The sequence below is a fragment of the Aquimonas sp. genome, from assembly GCF_044377145.1.
Lineage (GTDB): Bacteria > Pseudomonadota > Gammaproteobacteria > Xanthomonadales > Xanthomonadaceae > Aquimonas.
In genome coordinates, this window is record NZ_JBILJQ010000011.1 from 1 (window position 1) to 19,650 (window position 19,650).

Below are 19,650 nucleotides of genomic sequence, written 5' to 3' on the forward strand. Positions count from 1 at the left end.
GCGAGCGCACATGCGCACGCCACCGCCGCACCTCCGAACAGGCCATCGACCGATCCTCCGTTGGGGAAACCGGAGACGGTCGGGAGAATCAGGTCAGGAAGGTAGGTGAGGTGGGCGGACGCTTACGCTGAAACGGATCGCGAAGTTCGCGGCTTCGATCCACGCCCAGCTCAGGTAGCGGTTGCCGCACTTGGCGTTGCCGCTGCCCTTCTTCTTGCCGTTGGAGAGCCGCGTGCTCTCGACCATGCGGCAGTATGAGGCGTAGTCGCCGACGCTCTCGAAGCGTGAGATCTCGCCCGTTTCCAGCAGGATTGCGAGTGACGGGGTCAGGTCTATCTTCGTAGCACCCGGTGCTGGAAGTCACCCCGCAGTTGAGCCGCTCTCGGCCACCCACAGCAAAGCCCGCCACCCGGCGGGCTTTGCTGTTTCTGCGACCGAGTTCCAGCGCTGGGCTTGTGCGCCGTCGCCCTGCGCGCTTTACGCTCAGCGCCCGTTTTGCGCCAGCTGCGTATTCCACGGCATGCCGGTTGGGGTGTAGGCGGGTAACCCGCTACCGTCGGCCCCCTCCCAGTTACAGCGGAGCTCGACGGTGGATCAGGCGAGGTTACCCATGCACAGGATTCTTGAGATTCTCAGGCTTCACTTTGAACACGGCGCCAGCGGCCGGGCGATTGCCCGCGCGGCATGCGTCATGCTCGCCACCGTGCAGGACTGCCTGCGGCGCTTTGTTACCTCTCTGGCCTGAGCTGGCCGGTCGACCTCGACGAGGAGGCCTTGGCGGGGAGTTTGTATCCACCGACCGCCAAGCGGTGAGCAGCGCCGCTGCCGAACACTGCCGCGACCCAGTAGGTGCTGGCGGGCCACGTGGCTGAGAACAGCGGGATCGTGCGGTTGGCCTGGGGAAACAGGAGCAAGATCGCCGGCCAAGGAGCGTTCAGCCCGAGGCTGCTTCGGCCGCGTTGAGACTGGTGCACCGGAAATCCCACTCGATCGGAATCCTGGCGCTCTGCGCGCGCACCCTTACGTTCGGGTCACGAGATTGACATCCAGCACATTGAAACTATGATGCGGGCCACATTTTAGGCGCTCAGAACACTCTGTTCGCTCGAACTGTCGCGGCTACTTCCAGCTCTCTAGATGGGGTTTCAATGAACTGCATGATGATCGCCAGGCGCGTCCTGGGCGGCTTTCTCGTGGGCGTGGGCCTGATGTCCTCAGGCGCGCTGCTCGCGCCCGCACACGCGGCGCCGTCCGAGTCCAATGCGCCCGCGCCGAGTGGTCAGCTGCCGAACTTCAGGGCCCTCTCGCAAGGTTTCAGTGTCGCCGTGCAGCCGGCGAAGAACGAGCAGCCGATCACCGTCGTCAGTGAGTGCCCGTTGTTGCCGGTCGCGCTGCCCAACGCTGCGCTGAAGGGCCTGCAGCCCGGGCAAGCGCTGCCGCGGCTGCAGCGCGGCAGCGCGCCAGAGAACTTCAACTGGCTGAGCTGGACCGGAAGTACCGATACCACGCTGTTCGCGTATGGACTGCGCCCGCCGGGTGACAGCCACACCTACATCAGCCCGGACGACCTCACCGACCGCAAGCTGGACGCTGGCGACTGGGCGCGGGTGCTGGGCAGCAACATGAATGACCCGCTGGTGCAGACCAAGCTGGATGCACTGCGCTATGTGGACGGCATCGTGCCGGTGTGGTCGGCGAGCCGCGACAGCGCAGGCGAGCGCCAGGTGCAGGTCGCGCGCTTTGTGTGGGTGCGGCTTAACAACTTCAATTTGTCTGGCACGCCCTGGATCGAGTTCACCTACCTGCGCGAGGCGAGCTGCGCCAATCGCCCGCCGGTGTTCACCTCGGTGCCGCCCCTGTTCGCGAGCGTCGGTCGCAGCTATCGCTACCAAGCGACCGCGGTCGACCCCGATGCCGATCCGGTCAGCTTGAGCCGACTGGCCGCACCGGCTGCGCTGGCCTTCGATGCTGGCACGGGCCGCCTGCGCTGGACGCCCACAGCGGCGGATATCGGAATTCACCCGGTTTCTCTGCGCGCGGCCGACCCGCGGGGTGCCAGCAGCCAGCAGAACTACAGCGTGCGAGTGGTGCAGGGCTTCTGCCCGATTTACCCCATTGTGCTGCCGAGTACGGCGCTGGTCGGGCTCTCGCCGGGTGCATTGGTCAGCCAGCTGCCACGCGGCACCGGCGCCGGCAATTTCAGCTGGTTGACCTGGGGCGGCAGCCAGAGTGCGCCGACCCTGGCCTACAGCCTGCTGCCGCCCGGCGACAGCTACAGCTATCGCAACCCGGATGTCGCCGGCGATCAGGTGCTGAACATCCGCGACTTCGCCCAAGGCGCAACGGGTTCAATGAACTCGGCTGAGGTGCGCAGCGCGCTGGACGCACTCAAAACGCGCGACATCATCCTGCCGGTGTGGGATACCAATCGCGGCAAGGGCGGCAGCTTCGACTATCGCGTGCAGCGCTTCGTCAGCGTGCGGCTGCGCGACTACCTGTTGACCGGCACCGGCTGGCTCAGCTTCGAGTACAAGGGCGAAGCGAACTGCTACAACGCCGCGCCGGAAGCGCTGCCGCAGAGCCTGACCACGCCCGAGGATGTCGCGCTTCCAGTCACCTTGCAGGGCAGCGATGAAGACGGCCAGAGCCTGATCTTTGGCGTACTGACCCAGCCGGCACATGGCCGATTGGAAGGCACAGCGCCAAACCTGACCTATGTGCCGGTCGCCGGTTTCAGCGGTGAGGACAGCTTCCAGTTCAGCGTGTCCGACGGCATCGAGGTTTCCGAGCCGGCGCGTGTCCGGATTGTGATCACCCCGGTCAACGATGCACCGGTCGCGCAGCCGCAGCAGCTCAGCACGCCGGCAGGCGTGGCCCTGCCGATCACGCTGAGCGGCACCGATCCCGACGGCGATGCACTCAGCTTCCGCGTGGTGCAGGCGCCTGCCAATGGCAGCCTCAGTGGCAGCGGCGCGGCCCTGGTCTACACGCCTCGGGCGGGCTTCCGTGGTGCTGATGGCTTCAACTTCGTCGCCAACGACGGCCAGCTGGATTCGGCGCCGGGACCTGTCCGCATCGAGGTGGTCGGCGGCAATGAACCGCCGCGGATCGTGAGTACGCCGGTGACCGCGGCGAATGAAGGCAGTGCCTATGCCTACGACGTGGATGCGATCGATCCGGATGGCGATGTGCTGCGCTACCGGCTCGAACGCGGCCCCTCGGGCCTGCAAATCGGCGCCAACTCCGGTCTGCTCGGCGGGACGCTGGGCGGCATCGCACCGCAATCCCTGCAGAGCGCACACACCGCCTGCTACATCGAGGCCGAGCAGCCGGTCAATCCGCAGCCGAACGAAGCGCTGAAGCGTCTCATCTGGCGCACGCGCGCGGCGATCCAGAGCGGTAGCACCTTCGTTGCACCCGAGGCCGAAAGCTGGCACCGACGAAACACCTGTCTGGGTTGTCACGTGCAGACCCAGGCTGTGCTCGGCCTGCAAGCCTCGCGCAGCAAGGCTCGGGTGGATGAGCGAGTGGCCGAGTATCTGTTGGCCGAAATTCTGGCCAGCCAACAGGCAAACGGATCGATCCGCCGCTCCCACCCCGAGCACTCGCGCAACCAGACGGCGTTCGCTCTGTGGTCCTTGAGCTACGTGCCTGACCGCGCACGCACCTTCCAGGTGCGCGCGCGTGCGCTCGACTACATGTGGAGCGTTCGTCAGACCGGTACAGGTAGCGTGTACTGGACCCATGACCATGGCAGCGGCTGGCTGAGCGACTGGGACTCGATGTCCGCACTGGTGGCGCTCTCGGCCAATCGCTTCCTGGCCGATGCGGCGCAAAGGACCCAGTTGAGCCCCTCCGAACAGCAGGTTGTGCAGAGTTTCGACGCTGCGATGCCGGCCATGGCCGAGTTCTTCCTGCAGCGCAACATCGCCACGGAGAACGACAATCTTCTGCTCGCGTTCCGCATGCTCGGCCTGGCGGAAGTGCTGCCGCATATCGATGACGCGGCGTTGCAGGCGCGCGTGCGCACCGCGATTGATTCAGTCGATGCGCGCCTGCGCAGTCGACAAGCGCAGGATGGGGGTTGGCTGCGTGCCGGAGTTGGCCCGCGCGGCGATGCTCTTGTCACCGCGTGGGTTGGCTTTGCCTTGGATGCCAAGCAGCCTTCCATCGACGACCCGGTGGTGCGGGCAGCCATCGAAAATCTGCTGATCAACCAGCGCGAAGACGGCACCTGGGTCACCACGACGGGGCTGTTCTCCACCCATTTCGCCACCACCAGTCTGGTGATGGCCTACCTGCCGATCGCGCTCGACTTCCTTGGCGAGGGCATCCAGCTGCCGCCGGAGCCCGCCGCCGATCTCACCGTGGGGCAGCTGCGGCTGACCGAGTCGGCAGGCCTTGCCCGCGTCAGCGCCGAGGTTCGCAATCGCGGCTTGGCTGACTATCGCCAACCCATCGAAGTGCGCTTCTACGAAGGGCTGGATGGCGCGCCGCGACTGCTGGGCGTGCGTACGCTTGCATCGCTGACGCAGGGCGTCACCGAGCAGGTCACGCTCGAACTCGCCAGCGCTGCCCTCAGCGCTGATGTCCGGGTGGAGATTCGCCTTCAGCCGGGGCAACAGGAATGCGTCGACAACAATCAGTTTGCTGATGCGCGCTTGATCGTTGTTGAAGCCGCTGACCCGTTCAACCTGCGGGATCAGCAGCGCTATCTGCTGAACGTCAATAACGTGAATGCGCCGCCGACCATCACGTCCACACCGCCGAACTGGCTGACCTTGGGCTTCCCCTACGACTACCAGGTCGTGGTCGACGATCCAGACCTCGGCGATGGCCATCGCTTTGAGCTGGTGACGGCGCCGGTCGGCTTGAGCCTGGACCCGTTCAGTGGACGCTTCCGCTACAACGAACTCGAGCTGAGCGTTGGCCAGCATCCGATCGAGCTGCGAGTCACCGACCTTGCAGGGGCGCAGGCCCGCCAAACGTTTACCCTGACTGTGGACCGCGACTACCAGCCGCCAAGGCTGACCTCGACGCCACCGGTGCGCGCGATTCAGGGCCAGCCGTACCGCTATCAGGCCACCGTGAGTGCAGATCCGCGCGCCGACCTCCAGTTTGAAGTGCTCACCGGGCCGCCGGGCCTCACGGTGAACGCCGGTACCGGTGAGGTCACATGGGCCGTGCCGCTTGGCTTTGCCGGCCAGCGCCGACAGGTTTCCTTGGCTGTGGTCGACCAGTTCGACAACTACGACCTGCAGATCTACATGCTGCAGGGCGACGTGCCGAACGTCGCACCGGTCATCACCGGCACGCCTCCCGCCGTGACGCAGATCGGCGTGGGCTTCAGTCTGGACTTCAATCTCACCGATCCGAACATTCTCGAATCACACACCTGGCGCGGCCTCAGCCTGCCCACTGGCGCCGCCATCAACGCGAGCACAGGTGTCGTGCAGTGGCCCGCGGCTTCCGTTGCGGCAGCCAGCCCCGGCGCGGAGATCAGTGCGTACAACGCCCAGTGCCGGGCCGCCGATCCGCAGGCAGCCAGCCTGTCGCTGGTGCCGCTGCAGACCGCCGGTTTTGCCACCAGCGTCGCGCAGCCGCTCGTAGGGCCGTTGGTCGACCGCAATCGCAACGGCGTTCTGGACCATCGTGATGGCGTAGCGGTGGTGGCGATCTCACAGCGCGACACCGAGGTCACCACTGCGCGCATCCATGCGTTCGACTACGAAACGCTGAGCCGTCGCTGGAGCTACAACGCGCGGGTACCGGATTGGTTCGTCGCGCCGGCCATGGGCGATCTGAAGGGCGACGATCAGGTCAGCATCCTGTTCGTCGACAGCCAGGCGCGTCTGGTCGCGCTGAATGGCGAGGGCGGTCTGCGTTGGGTCAGTGAAGTGCCGGTGGGTGCGGGCTCGCTGCGCCACGTATCAATCAGCCTGGCCGACCTGGACGGCGATCGTCAGGCCGAGATTCTGGTTGGGCCTTCGGTGTTCGATGCCGACGGTCGCCTGCTCTGGCAGTTCCCGGCGTTCTCCTCTTCGCAGAGCACGCCGCTGGCGATCGATCTGAATGGCGACGGCCGGATGGAAGTGCTGCACCGTCATCAGGCCCGCAGCCACAGCGGACAGCTGCTCTGGACTACGCCCAGCGGCGGCAACACCACGGTGCAGTACAGCCTGTTCGCACCGATCACCTTGGCCGATGGCAGCCTGGGCATCGTCGCCAGCGAGCAGACCAATGCCGGTGCGCGTCTGTCCCTGCTGCGCGCCGACGGCAGCCAGGTCTGGCGCCGCGATGGCGCCGATGCTGGACAAGCTGCGACTCCCGTGGTGGCGGACTTCAATGGAGACGGCGCGCAGGAGATCTTCCTGCCTTCGAACGGTCTGCTGTATGGCGCGGACGGCCAGCGTCGCTGGACCGCAGGCGGCACGGCGTGGACGCAGCGCGCCTTCCGCGCGGCGGTGGCCGGCGATTTCGATGGTGATGGCGCGCTCGAAATCCTCGGCTTCAATGACACCGGCCTGGTTGTTCTCAGCGGGGCCAGTGGCGCTGTGCTCGCCAACGACAGCACTTGGACCGACACCGCCAGCTATCACCTGGTGCCGAGCCTGCTCGATGTGCGCGGCGACGGTGATGCACGCCTGCTGGCGGCCGGTGCCGGTGGCCTGCGCAGCTATCGCCCGCTCAGCGGCCGCTGGCGCACGCAGGCGCAGGTTTTCCATCAGCAGGCTTGGGCGGCGGATCGGGTCACCCCACAGCTGTCGATTCCGCCCGCACTGGCCGGACGCGCGCATGCGCCGATCCAGCTGTTGGCACCGGCGGCGACGACCGGCGATGCCGGCCTGCTGTCCGACCTGCATCTGCTGGCGCCGTCGGCGGTGCCGCAAGGCGCAGGTCTGCAGTTGCGCAGCACCATCACCAATCGCGGCACGCTGACCAGCCGCGGCTTTGCGGTCGAGTTCCGGCGCGGCAGCCCCAGCGCACCCGGAGCGCTGCTGGGCCGAGTCGAGCAGGGTCCGCTTGCGCCGGGCGCCAATGTGGCGATCACCGTCAATGACATCAGCCTCGACGCACTGGGCCGCGAGGAGTTCTTCGCTGAGCTCGCGACCGACTCCGCTGAACTCGAATGCGAAACCCGCAACAACCGCGCCTCGGCGCGTGTGTTCGAAATCGCCGTGGTCGACTACGGCGGTCTTGAGGCGCAGCGCGCCTGGGCTGCAGGCGTGCTGGAGACGCAAGATTCGCCGCGTTTCACCAGCGCCGCGCCAACCGCAGGTATCGCCGGTGAGCCCTACCGCTACCGAGCGCAGGCGGCCTCCAATCACATCGGTGACAGTCTGGTCTACGCGCTTGGCACAGCGCCTGCCGGCGCGCGGATCGATCCGATCAGTGGCCAGATCGAATGGCGACCGGGTTGGACCCAGACCGGCAGCTTCCGCTTCACGATCACGGCTCGCAGCCTCACGGGACGCAGCGGATCTCAAACCTGGAACGTGCTCGTGGCTGCGGCGACCGCGCCGAACACGGCCCCGGTCATCACCTCCAGCCCGGCCCTGCAGGCCAGCCTCGGTGAGCCCTGGGCCTACCTGATCGAGGCCCGGGATGCCGAGGGTCACGCGCTCAGCTATGCCCTGCTGAGCGGCCCGGCCGGCATGAGCTTCGATGCCACCGTGGGCTATGCGCGCTGGACGCCGGGCGCAGCCGGCACCGCCAGCGTGGAAGTCCGCGTCACCGACGAGCGCGGCGCCAGCACCACCCAGAGCTTCCAGATCAGCGTGATCAGCACACCCAATCGCGCTCCGGTGTTCGACTCGGCGCCGCAGGGCATCGCCTATGTCGGCGAGCTCTGGACCTACGCCGTGCAGGTGTCCGATCCGGACGGCGACGCGGTGCAGCTGCGTCTCAACGCCGCGCCATCCTCACTGCAGTTCGACCCGGCCCTGCGTGCGCTGCGCTACACGCCCGCAGCAGCGGACATCGGCACCCAGTTCATTGAACTGGAAGCCAGTGATGGCCGTGGCGGCAGCAGCGTGCAGCGCATCCAGCTGCCGGTGGTGCAGGTGCTGCCCGGCAACCGGCCGCCGAACCTGAGCGGCAGCCCGGCCGCCACCGCCAGGGTCGGAGCCACCTATGCCTACCAGCCCGCGGCCACCGATCCTGATGGCGACAGCCTGCAGTTCTCGCTGACCACGGCGCCTGCCGGGGCGCGCATCAATGCGAGCAGCGGCGCCATGAACTGGACGCCGCGCGCCGAGCAGCTCGGGCCGCAAGCCTTTGTGCTGCGCGTCGATGACGGCCGTGGCGGCTGGGCCAGCCAGAACTTCAGCGTCACCGTTCAGCCCAGCAACAATGCCGCCCCCGTCATCACCAGCCTGCCCGGCACCCAGGGCAAGGCAGGACGCGAGTACCGCTATGCGCTTGTTGCCACCGATGCCGACGGCGATGCGCTGAGCTACAGCCTGCAACAGGCCCCCGCCGGCATGCAGATCAGCAGCGCCGGCCGCATCACCTGGACCCCCGCTGCCGCCGGCAGCGTGCCGGTGCGCGTGCGCGTGCAGGATGCGCTGGCCTGGGTCGAACAGAGCTGGACCATCGAAGTGGTCGCGGCCGATGTGCAGCTGCAGGCGCAGGTGACCGTCAGCCCCAATCCGGCCCAGGCCGGGGCGCCGATCACGATCGACGTCAGCACCAGCGGCGCGGCGGCGGCGATCACCGCCAGCGCGACCTTGAACGGCCAGCCGCTGCCGCTCGACCCCGACGGCAGCACGACCATCAATGCGCCCAGTCAGCCCGGCAACTACACGCTGGTGGTGACCGTCAGCGATGGTTACGACACGGTGCAGAGCAGTGCCACCGTCAGCGTCGCCAATGCCGGCGGCAGCGCGCCGCCGACCGTCAGCCTGCTGAGCCCGCGGGAGCCCGCCAATGCCGATCTGCTGCGGGTGACCCAGCGCCTGCCTGTGCGTGCCTCGGTCAATGACGACAACCTGCGCAGCTGGCGGCTGGTGCTGGTGGAGCGCGGCGCCCGCAACGGCGAGTTCATCGCCGTCGCCAATGGCAGCAACACCTTCACCGACACCGCGATCGGCACGCTCGATCCGACCCTCCTGCAGAACGGCCAGTACGCCCTGCTGCTGCAGGCCGAAGACCTGTCCGGCAACACGGTCAGCGATTCGGTCGCGCTGTCGGTCGAAGGCGACATGAAGATCGGCCACTTCTCGATCAGCTTCGAGGATGTGTCGGTGCCGGTGGCTGGCATCCCGGTCAGCGTCACCCGCACCTACGACACCCGCGTCCGCCACAAGCGCCAGGACTTCGGCCACGGCTGGTCGCTGGACTACCAGAACGTGCGCGTGCAGGAGAGCCGTCGTCCCGGCTTCGGCTGGAGCCTGAACACCTATCCGTCCGGCCCGCTGGGGCTGATCCCGCGCTATTGCGTCGAGTCCGCTCTGGGCAACGTAGTCAGCATCGTCTTGGGCGATGGCCGCGTCGAGAAGTTCAAGGTCAAGGCCAGCCCGGCCTGCAACCAGGCGATCCCGCTGCTGGACATCAACTTCGTGTTCGAGCCGACCGACGGTGCCCGCGGCCGGCTGGAAACGATCGTCCCGGTGGGCGGCCGCCTGATCAACGGCAGCATCGCCGATCTGTCCGATCCCGGCCTGATCGCCGACCCCGACAACTATCGCTACATCGATCCGCAGGGCCGCGAGTACCGGGTCGACCAGGGCTTCGGCCTGCGCGAGATCTTCGAGCGCGAGGGCGGCAACCGGGTGACCTTCGATCGCAATGGCATCACCCACTCGAACGGTTTCGCCCTGCAGTTCACCCGCGACGCGCAGGACCGCATCACCCGCATCACCGGGCCCGGCGGCATCGACCTCAGCTACGCCTACAGCAGCGAGGGCGATCTTGCGAGCGTCGAGGACGCGGAAGACAACCTGACCCGCTTCGAGTACCAGACAGGCCACTACCTGCGCGACATCATCGATCCGCGTGGCGTGCGCGTCAGCCGCAACGAGTACGACGCCGACGGCCGTCTGGTCGCGGTAATCGATGCTGACGGCCACCGGGTCGAGTTCAGCCGCGACATCAATGGCCGGGTCGAGCAGCGCCGCGACCGCAATGGACGCAACACGGTGTATCTGTACAACACGCGCGGCGACGTCCTCAGCGAAACCAATGCGGCCGGCGAAACCGTCACCCGCACCTATGACGACGCCGGCAACACCCTCAGCGAAACCGATGCCCTCGGCCGCACGCAGCGCTGGACTTACGACAACCTCGGCAATGTGCTGACCGATACGGACCCGCTGGGTGGCGTCACCCGCAGCGTCTTCGGTGTATTCAACCAGCTGCAGACCGTCACCGACCCGCTGAACGTGGTCAGCCTGCGTCAGACCTACCGCAACACCACGGTGCAGGGCATTCCGATCTACCCGGGCCCGCTGGTCAGCCTGACCGACGCCACCGGTGGCGCGACCGGCATGGGCTATGACCCGAACAGCGGCGAGCTCACCAGCCTGACCGATGCCAGCGGTGCGATCACTCGCTACGAGTACGACGCCCATGGCTTCAAGACCGCCGAAGTCGACGCACTTGGACGTCGCACCACCTACGTCAACGACGCCCAGGGCCGCCTGCTGGAAGAGCGTCGCAGCCGCACCCGCGCCGACGGCAGCACCGAAGCGCTGGTCACCCGCTATACGCTGGATGCCAACGGCAACGTGGTCGCCACCGAGCACCCGGACGGCAGCATCAGCACCACCGTCTATGACGCCAATGGCAAGCCGACCGAGAGCTGCGACGCCCTCAACCGCTGCACGCTGACCACCTACGACGCCCGCGGCAACGTCGCGCGCATCAACTATCCGGACGGCACCCACGAGGCCAGCCGCTTCGACCCGAATGGCAACCTGGTCGCCAAAACCGATCGCGGCGGTCGCACCACGCGGCACGTGTATGACGAGGCCAATCGCCTGATCGAGGTCATCCATCCGGACGCCACGCCCGCCGACGACAGCGACAATCCGCGCTCGCGCAAGGCCTACGATGATGCCGGCCAGCTGATCGCCGACACCGACGAGAACGGCCACACCACCGAGTACCGCTACGACGCGGCCGGGCGCGTGGTACGCACCCTGCTGCCGCCCGTCGGCGGCCAGGTCGCCGAGATCGTGGTCGAGTACGACCTTGCGGGTCGCAAGACCCGCGAGACCGATCCGCTGGGCGCGGTCACGCGCTACAGCTACGACGCCGCCGGGCGCCTGCTCAGCACCGAGGTGCCCGCGGTGTCCGGCGAGCCGAACGCGATCGTGCGCACCGAGTACGACGCGGTCGGCCGCAAGACCGTCGAAACCGATGCCAGCGGCCGCACCACCCGCTTCGGCTACGACGGCCTTGGCCGGCTGATCGTGGTGGTGGTGCCGAACCCGGTGACCGGCGCGAACCCGGCCCTGGTCAATGGCAGCAGCCCGGATGCGGGCACGCTGACCACGCGCTATGCCTTTGATGAGGTCGGCAACAAGATCCGCCAGACCGATGCCGAAGGCCGCGAGACGCGTTGGGAATACGACGCGATGGGTCGCGAAACCGCGCGCATCCTGCCCGGTGGTGAGCGTGAGACCAAGCGCTACAACGCCGCCGGTGAGCTGATCGAGCACACCGACTTCCGCGGCCGCGTGACCCGCTACACCTACGACGCCGCCGGTCGCACGCAGGGCATCGACCACCCGAGCGATGCCGACCACAGCTTCGTCTACAACGCCGCCGGCGAGCGCATCGAGGCGGTGGACGAACGCGGGACCAGCGGCAGCCAGTTCGACGCCCGCGGTCGCCTGCTGCGCCAGCAGGACGCCGACGGCGGCGTGATCGAGTACCGCTTTGATGCAGTCGGCAACCTGCTGGAGCGCCGCAGCCCGAGCCAGACCCTGGCCTACCGCTACGACACCCGCAATCGCCTGATCGAAGTCGAACGCCGCGTGCAGGGCGAGGCGCCGGCGCTGACGCGCTACACCTACGACGCCGCTGGCCGCCGCAGCAGCATGGAAGGCGGCGACGGCACCCGCACCCAGTACGGCTATGACAGCCGCCACCGCCTGCGCAGCCTGGTGAAACGCAGCGCGTTGGGCGCCCTGCTGATGAGCATGGCCTACCAGGTCGACGCCGACGGCCTGCGCACGCAGATCAGCGAGTCGGATTCCAGCGGCGTGGTGCGCACGGTGCAGTACGACTACGACGCGGTGAGGCGCCTGGTCGCCGAGCGCATCGATCACCGCATCAACCTGCAGGATCGAAACGCCAGCTGGAGCTACGACCGCGTCGGCAACCGCCTGCGGCAGAGCGTCAGCGAAGCCGGCGCCGCGGCCGAAGTCATCGACTACGTCTACGATGCCAACGACCGCCTGCAGAGCGAGCGCGGCGCGAGCATCGCCGACTACACCTACGACCCCGCCGGCAACCTGCTGAGCCACGGCACACCGGCGGGCATCACCGAGTACGTCTACAACGACGCCGGCCGCATGCGCGAGGCGCGCAGCGCGGGCGAGGTGAATGCGTATGTGTACAACGCGGACGGACTGCGGGTGCGGCACACCCAGACCCCGGCGGGCGCGACTCCGGAGCAGTCGACCACCACGTGGTCACTGCAGGATCCGAACTACACCTACGCCCAGGAGATCGAGCGCTGGACCAGCACCGGCAGCGGCCCGAGACAGCGCAGCGCGGTGTACAGCTTTGCAGATGATCTGATCAGCCAGACGCGTTACGACGCAGCAGGCGTGCCAACCACGTCCTATGTACAGGCCGATGGTTTTGGGTCGACGCGCTGGCTGACGAATGCGGCGGGGGTGATTACGGATGCGGTCGACTACGACGCCTTCGGCAACGAGATCGGGCGCAGCGGCACGACTGAAGTAGAGCACCTGTACCGCGGCGAAGCCTTCGACCCGAACGTCGGCTTCTACTACCTGCGCGCGCGCTGGATGGATCCGCGGGTGGGAAGGTTTACGCAGATGGATCCATTTTGGGGGTTCTCGGTAGATCCGAGATCTCTCCACAAGTATGTCGTCAACCATCAGGATCCAATAAATCGCGTCGATCCCTCTGGCATGATTAGCCTGGGATACGTTATCCAAGCCGGGGTCAGCGTCGTCACCAGCTCAGTTGCGAGGGTAGGCTCCGCGTTTGCTACGTCCTCAGCATTGGGCGGGGCCGCATTGAGGACCGTTGGAGTAGCGACTCAGCGAGCGGTGGCATCAATACTGGCTAGGACTGTGCCTAGGGCGGGAGTCTCTCAGGATGTGCTTCTGGTAGGTCAGGGTGGGAGGCGCATAATTGATTTTTGGATCGCAGTCCAGCATCGGGTTTTGGCGCTGGAGGTGAAGTACAAATTGCCGTCTCAGGGCAGTGCTGCAATGGCTCGGCTTGTTGGTCAGATGCGCACTGCAACAACACAGGTGGTTGCTGGCGAGTACCGAGTCGTGCTCTTTACATGGCAGGCCCCTACTGCGGCTCAGCAGGCCGCGGTACTGACTGCGCTGGGTCCAACCGCATCAAACGTCCAGATGGTATCTGGCGCACTGAATCTCGTGCACTACCTCCGAAACTTTTTCGTTCTAGCAGTATGAGCAAAACAAAAATCATGGGGGTTGTGTTAGCCGCAGTCTCTAGCAGGCTTGAAGGCTTTCAGAAATACACTCCGAATTTGCCCGATCCTTCGCTAATTAGGGGTCGCGATTTCGCTCTGGTGCGGCTTTCAGAAAATTTCTGCCACTTTGTAGTTCTCGTGAAGCACAAAAGTGAAGAATCTATTACTCTGGAAGCAGGCTGGTCGAATCAAAATCGCTTTCCAAGAGTTAGTCCAAGGCCTTGTTCTGCGGATCCGGATCCCGAAATGTACTACCCTGAGTATGTATTTAGACCGAGGCGATCTGTCCACGGCCGGGAATTCTGGTGGCGCCTCCCCGTCGAAACATGCGAAGGCACCGTCGTCGATGAGTTGGCAGACTCCATAAGTCAAGTCATAAATGCTCAGGTCGAGCCAGTTCTTCTAAGGCGCTTTTGACGCCCTTTTGGCGGGTCCATCGCGTTTCCAGTGGGAACACCATGGTCACCCAACCCACCCAAGCTAAGCCTCCACGGGAGCCCAAACACTTCGCTCCGGCCCGGCTTTGACGTGGGCCGCCGGGGTTTTACCGGGCAGGAGCGGTACTTGTGCATGCTTAGCTGGGTTGAATTGGGCGCAATGTCCCCGGGCACCAAACATGCCCAAAAAAAGGGCAGCATGCCAGATACCTTCAGAGTAGACGCCAAATCCGCCGTCGCGACCTCATGGTCCGATGGCCTCGCTTTGGCCCTTGAACTACAACAGCCTGAATCACTGGAGCTGGTCGGCCAATGGGACGATCTTTCGGCATTCGCGGGCGTGGTGGATTCGGTGCGCAGTTTGCGTCTGTCTGGTGCTGAATCGGATGGCAGGGTGCGCTCACTCGCGGGGCTGGATTGCTTTGTGGGCTTGAGGTCGTTGAGCCTGGCCAATCGAGTTGAGAATGGCTTGGAAAATCTGGCCGCGGTTCCGCTCGAATCACTCTATGCAACGGCCCAGCCCGGTCTCATGGACTGCCTTTCCCGCAGCAACATTCGCCAGCTGAGTTTGGTGGCGGCCGATGGAGCGTTACTCGAAACTGCCCAGAACAGGCCTAAGCTCAGTAGCCTGAGCCTCATTCGTCCAAAGCTTGCCGATCTGCGGCCGTTGGCGGGGTTCGACTCACTGAATACGCTCAACGTGTCGCATGGCTCCCATCTGCTCTCGTTGAATGGGATTGAGGCGCTGCCGCTTGAGCATCTTGTGGTCGAGACGGCGAAGCGCCTGACGGACCTAGTGCCGCTGCACTTGGTTTTGAGCCTCAGATCGCTGCGGCTTGTCGCAGTAGCCAAAGGTGCTCGACATCCATGTCTGAGCGACTTGAAAGCGCTAGAGGTCGTCCACCTTGGAGGCAAGGAGTTCGGCGCGGTCGATTGGGGCACTCTCCTTACGCTCCCCCGGCTTGTGAAAGTGTTTGCGCCGTGGGACCCCGCTGTGATCGAGCGATTAGAGATGGAACAACAGCTCCCAGCGAAGCGTCGGTTCCGAACCTTCGATCCTGCCGGTGCGAGAGGAGTGCGCATGCTGTTTATCGAGATCGAATAGCGCGATCGGCGCTGGTGTAGCGCACCCGACTCCAACCGCACCATTGCGTCGTGTCAATCGTCCGATCTGACACTTTTCGACGCTCTCTACCGCCTGCTATCGCACGCCCCGGCCGGGTGCGTCGCACTCGCTCTCACGTTGCGCAAAAGCGCGCTGTACGCCTGCGATACCGCCCCGCCGACGCCAGCGCCGGAGCACTGGCGTCGGGAGCGATCAAGTACTCACGCCGAAATCGCCAGCTGCTCACGGTGGTACAGGCGCGAGGCGATGAACCAGACCACGCCGGCCAGGGCGAGGCCGGCGCCGAGTGCGAGTGCCCATTCGCTGGTGGAGATGGTTTCGGCGCGGACCACTTTCAGGATCAGCTGGTTCTGGCTGAGCAGGGGCACCGCCGCCATCCACAGCTGGTTCTTCACCGGCGACACCATCAGCACCAGGGTCGGCAGCATCGGCAGCAGCATCAGCAGGGTCATGTAGCTCTGGGCTTCTTTCATGCTCTTTGCAGTGGCCGCCAACAGCGTCACCAGGCAGGAGCCGAACACCGCGATCGGCACGATCAGCACGAACATCTTGGCAATCGCCAGGGTGCTGATGTCGATTTTGAAGCCGAGCATCGAGGCGGGGAGAAAGGCGAAGCACAGCTTGAACGCGAGCAGGGTCAGCAGGGAGGTGAGCAGGGCGAACACCGAGGCCGCCAGCAGCTTGCCGCTCATGATCGCTTCGCGCGAGGCCGGGGTGGCCAGCAGCGGCTCCAGCGACTGGCGCTCGCGTTCACCGGCGGTGGCGTCCATCGCCAGATAGGCGCCGCCGAGGAAGCCACCGAGGATCAGCAGGTAGGGCAGGAAGGCCAGCAGCATGCCGGCGCGGCTCTCCGGGGTGGAGAGATCGCGACGGTTGATCTGCATCGGCGTGCCCACCACCGGGCTGATGCCGCGCGCGACCATTCGCAGGGCGCCCATCTGGCGGTCATAGGTCTGCAGCAGACCTTCCAGACGCCGCACCGGGGTGCGTGCATCCTGCCGGGTCGAATCGTGGATCAGCTCGATCGGGGCCGGCCGGCTCTTGCGCCATTCCTCGCCGAACTCCGCGGTGATGCGCAGGATCACGTCCTCATCCTGGTCGCGGATGGCGGCGTCGGGGTCGGCTGGGGCCGGTTTGATCTCGACGTTCATGGTGCTGAGCCAGTCGACCAGATTGGGCGCGTGTTCGGCGCCGACCACCGCCAGCTCCAGCGGCTTCTCGGCGCGGTCCATTTCCTTGCTGGCCATCAGGGTGATCAGGCCGACCATCAGCGCCGGGCCCAGCAGCGGGCCCATCAGCAGGCTGATCACCAGGGTGCGGCGGTCGCGGATAAGGTCCAACAGTTCCTTCTTCAGGACGATCCAGGCGGCTTTCATGCGAACAGTCCTTCTTCCGAGCCGATCGCCCTGACGAAGGCGTCTTCGAGATTGCTTTCACCGGTCTGCGCGCGCAGTTCGTCCGGCGTGCCCTGGGCCACCACGCGGCCCTTGGCGACGATGACGATGCGGTCACACAGGGCCGCGACCTCCTGCATGATGTGGCTGGAGAACACCACGCAGCGGCCTTCCGCGCGCAGCTGCTGCAGGAAGCCACGCAGGCCGCGGGTGGTCATCACGTCGAGGCCGTTGGTGGGCTCGTCGAGAATCACATTCTTCGGGTCATGTACCAGGGCACGCGCGATCGCGGTCTTGGTGCGCTGGCCCTGTGAGAACCCTTCGGCCTGGCGGTCGGCAATCTCCTGCATGCCGAGGGCTTCGATCAGGCGCGCGCTGCGTTCGGCGATGGTTTTCTCGTCCAGCCCGTGCAGGCGGCCGAAGTAGGCGATGTTTTCGCGTGCGGTCAGGCGCTTGTAGACGCCGCGGGCATCGGGCAACACGCCGAGCCGGCGACGCGCGTCTTCGGCGTGCTTGAAGATGTCGATGCCGTCCACGCTGACGGTGCCGGTGTCCGGGCGCATCAGGGTGTAGAGCATGCGCAGGGTGGTGGTTTTGCCGGCGCCATTGGGGCCGAGCAGGCCGGTGATCTGGCCGTCTTCAGCGCGGAAGCTGACGCCGTCGACCGCTTTCACCAGGCCGGTCTTGGTCTTGAACTGCTTGTGCAGGTTGTCGCAGATGATCATCTCAGGGCTCCCAGCCGTAGAAGCCGGCAAACGGTGGATTGGGCTTCAGAGTGTCGAGGCATTCGGCCTTCAACTCGGCGGGCTTATTGGTTTCGATGAACTCTCCCAGCAGGCGCGGCATGCAGCCGACCGCGGCCAGGCTGTGGCCCTGTCCGCGCAGGATCAGATGACGGCTGTTGGAAAGGGTCTTCGCCACTTCATCGCCGTAGCGCGGCGGGGTCACCGGGTCGAACTCGCCCGACAGCAGCAGGGTCGGGATGGCGCTTTCCACCGGCGCGTTGAAGTCGGCGGGAGCCGTGCCCTTGGGCCAGACGGCGCACTGTTCGAGGGTGAATTTGACCATCATCTCGCCGAGCAAGCGGGTGGCGTCGATCGGGTCGGGGCGCATCCGGTGGGCGTCTTCGGTGCAGATCACCGACAGCTGCATGCCGTGCATGATCTGCTCCGACAGCGAGCCGGTGATCATCTCGGCCTGCGCCATCAACGCGCTGGCGCGGCCCTGTGCGGCCTCGTGCAGGGACAGCGGCAGCATTGCCGCCACGGCCGGCGCATAGGAGTACATCCGCGCGACGGTGGCGACGTGGCCGACGGTGAGGTCCTTTTCAAGTTCCTCACCGCTGACCGGGTCTCGAAAGCGCACCGGCCGCGGGTTCGCGCGAAGTTCGGCCAGCAGCGCGTTCAGGCTCTCGCGCGGGCTGCCGAAACGCTCGTTGCAGGTGGCGCTGTCGGTGCACTGGCCGAAGTGCAGGTCGAGCGCGTCCTCCAGATTGCGCGCGTGCTCCGACCCCAAGGCCAGGGTGTTCGGTACCACGCTGTCGAGCACCACGCTGCGGGTGTGCTGCGGGTAGCGGCGCATGTACTGCTGGGCGACGCGGGTGCCGTAGCTGACCCCGAGCAGATTGATCTGCTGCACGCCAATCGCCTGCCGCACGGCGTCGAGATCGGCGATCGCCTCGGTGGTGCTGTAGTAGCGCAGATCGGCGCTGTCCTTGAGCTCATCGCGGCAGCGCTCGGCGAACTGTCGCCACTGCGCCGGATCGATGTCGGACTCGGTCTCCATCAGGGCGGAATCGCCCTCGGCGTCCTTACAGACCAGGCGGTTGGAATCGCCGGTGCCGCGCTGGTCGACCAGGATCACGTGGCGGTTCTTGCGGATCTCGCGAAACGCGCCGTGCAGGCCGGGATAGCTCTCCAGCGCTGACTGGCCCGGGCCACCGGCGATCATGAACAGTGGATCGTCGGCTCCGGCGGAGTTCTCGGTCGGCACCCAGGCGATTGCCAGTTCGATCTTGCGGCCGGCGGGCTCGGCCGGGTTCTCGGGCACTTCGAAGCGCGTGCACTGCGCTTCCACATTGAGCACCGACAGCGGTGCGCTGAGCACGCAGGGCTCGAAGTTGAGCGTGCCGAGGCGACGCTGGGCTTCGGCGGGTGCCGCCAGCGCCAGGCCGGCGGACGCAGCGATACAGATCAAAAGACGTTGCATGGACTCTCCCTGGGGGGCCGTTGGCGACCCCGAGTGCGGCTACAGACTGGCCGGTTTGGCGGGTGTGACCGCGCCGGGCAGGCTCGGGGTGACGTACTTCTCGCGGCGGATTCGCTTCAGATGCAGTCCAGCGGCCTTCAGTCGCTCGAAGCCCGCGTCGACCATGTTCGGGTTGCCGCACAGATAGGCGAGATCGCCTTCGGGGTCGATCTCGAATCCCGCCAGCGCATCCTGCACGTAGGCGTTGACGTCCTGCGGGCCGGGGTCTTCGGGCAATCGGCGCGAGTGGCAGAAACGCAGCTCGAAGTTCGGAATGCGCGCCGCCGCCGCACGGAATTCGTCGGCGAACAGTTGATCCTCCGGCGTGCGCGCGCCCAGCAGCAGCACGGTCGACACGCCATTCGCGGCGGCCGCTTCCAGCTGCGGCAGCATGCCGCGATACGGCGCCACGCCGGTGCCGGTGCCGAGCAGCAGGTAGCGTCGCGCCGCGTCGTCCGGCAGGAGACAGAAGCGGCCGTTGGGCGCGGTCACCGGTATTTCTTCGCCGTGCCCGAGCGCCGTCATGCGTGCGCTGCCGAGGCCACCTTCGACCATGCTGATCACCAGCTCGATCCGCTGCGCATCGCTGCGGCCGAGGTCGTTCGGGTTGGCGATCGAGTAACTGCGGAACACGGGGGTGTCGGTGCCGGCCACTTGCACGCGCAGGAACTGGCCCGGCAGAAACACGAGCGGGCTGCCGTCGCTGCGCTCGAACACGAAATGGCGAACGCCGGGGGTGAGCCAGTGGCTGTCGAGCAGGCGCAACGGAAAGGTCGGTGGGGGCGCAAACACGGTGGA

Annotated in this window: 8 protein-coding genes; 3 read left to right on the forward strand and 5 right to left on the reverse strand. The window is 66.1% G+C overall.

What is annotated here, in order from left to right; all coding sequences use genetic code 11:
• Window positions 1-93: 93 nt before the first annotated feature.
• The gene (locus ACIQ7H_RS05365) at window positions 94-336 is read right to left on the reverse strand and encodes a transposase (protein WP_395789270.1); all 243 of its coding nucleotides are present in this window, start codon (window positions 334-336) and stop codon (window positions 94-96) included.
• Window positions 337-610: 274 nt separating this feature from the next.
• Here ACIQ7H_RS05365 and ACIQ7H_RS05370 point away from each other — a divergent pair, with 274 nt between their 5' ends.
• The 3 genes from ACIQ7H_RS05370 to ACIQ7H_RS05380 all read left to right on the forward strand — a co-directional run bounded on the left by ACIQ7H_RS05370 (window position 611) and on the right by ACIQ7H_RS05380 (window position 15,190).
• Window positions 611-745, forward strand: a complete 135-nt coding sequence (locus ACIQ7H_RS05370; protein ID WP_395789154.1) for a hypothetical protein — start codon at window positions 611-613, stop codon at window positions 743-745.
• Between the two features lie 412 nt (window positions 746-1,157).
• Entirely contained in the window at window positions 1,158-13,628 is a 12,471-nt protein-coding gene (locus tag ACIQ7H_RS05375) for a putative Ig domain-containing protein (protein WP_395789156.1), read from the forward strand.
• 617 nt (window positions 13,629-14,245) lie between these two features.
• Window positions 14,246-15,190: a hypothetical protein gene (locus tag ACIQ7H_RS05380; protein ID WP_395789158.1), complete on the forward strand. Its 945-nt coding sequence runs from the start codon at window positions 14,246-14,248 to the stop codon at window positions 15,188-15,190.
• Between the two features lie 221 nt (window positions 15,191-15,411).
• Here the strand turns inward: ACIQ7H_RS05380 and ACIQ7H_RS05385 are convergent, their stop codons facing one another.
• The 4 genes from ACIQ7H_RS05385 to ACIQ7H_RS05400 are packed head-to-tail and all read right to left on the reverse strand — an operon-like array spanning window position 15,412 to window position 19,644.
• Window positions 15,412-16,587 carry an ABC transporter permease gene (locus ACIQ7H_RS05385; protein ID WP_395789160.1) on the reverse strand — a complete coding sequence of 392 codons (1,176 nt, stop codon included), beginning with the start codon at window positions 16,585-16,587 and terminating at the stop codon, window positions 15,412-15,414.
• A complete protein-coding gene (locus ACIQ7H_RS05390; protein WP_395789162.1) occupies window positions 16,584-17,330 on the reverse strand; it encodes an ATP-binding cassette domain-containing protein in 747 nt (248 codons plus the stop codon). Before ACIQ7H_RS05390 ends, ACIQ7H_RS05385 begins: the two co-directional genes overlap by 4 nt.
• Window position 17,331: 1 nt before the next feature.
• The gene (locus tag ACIQ7H_RS05395; protein ID WP_395789164.1) at window positions 17,332-18,813 is read right to left on the reverse strand and encodes an alpha/beta hydrolase; all 1,482 of its coding nucleotides are present in this window, start codon (window positions 18,811-18,813) and stop codon (window positions 17,332-17,334) included.
• A 39-nt stretch (window positions 18,814-18,852) separates the two neighbouring features.
• Entirely contained in the window at window positions 18,853-19,644 is a 792-nt protein-coding gene (locus ACIQ7H_RS05400) for a ferredoxin--NADP reductase (RefSeq protein WP_395789166.1), read from the reverse strand.
• Window positions 19,645-19,650: the final 6 nt, after the last annotated feature.

Coding starts and splice junctions, on each gene's coding strand:
- ACIQ7H_RS05370 (WP_395789154.1), top strand. CDS start 611: ATGCACAGGATTCTTGAGATTCTCAGGCTTCACTTTGAACACGGCGCC.
- ACIQ7H_RS05375 (WP_395789156.1), top strand. CDS start 1,158: ATGATGATCGCCAGGCGCGTCCTGGGCGGCTTTCTCGTGGGCGTGGGC.
- ACIQ7H_RS05380 (WP_395789158.1), top strand. CDS start 14,246: ATGTCCCCGGGCACCAAACATGCCCAAAAAAAGGGCAGCATGCCAGAT.
- ACIQ7H_RS05385 (WP_395789160.1), bottom strand. CDS start 16,587: ATGAAAGCCGCCTGGATCGTCCTGAAGAAGGAACTGTTGGACCTTATC.
- ACIQ7H_RS05390 (WP_395789162.1), bottom strand. CDS start 17,330: ATGATCATCTGCGACAACCTGCACAAGCAGTTCAAGACCAAGACCGGC.
- ACIQ7H_RS05395 (WP_395789164.1), bottom strand. CDS start 18,813: ATGCAACGTCTTTTGATCTGTATCGCTGCGTCCGCCGGCCTGGCGCTG.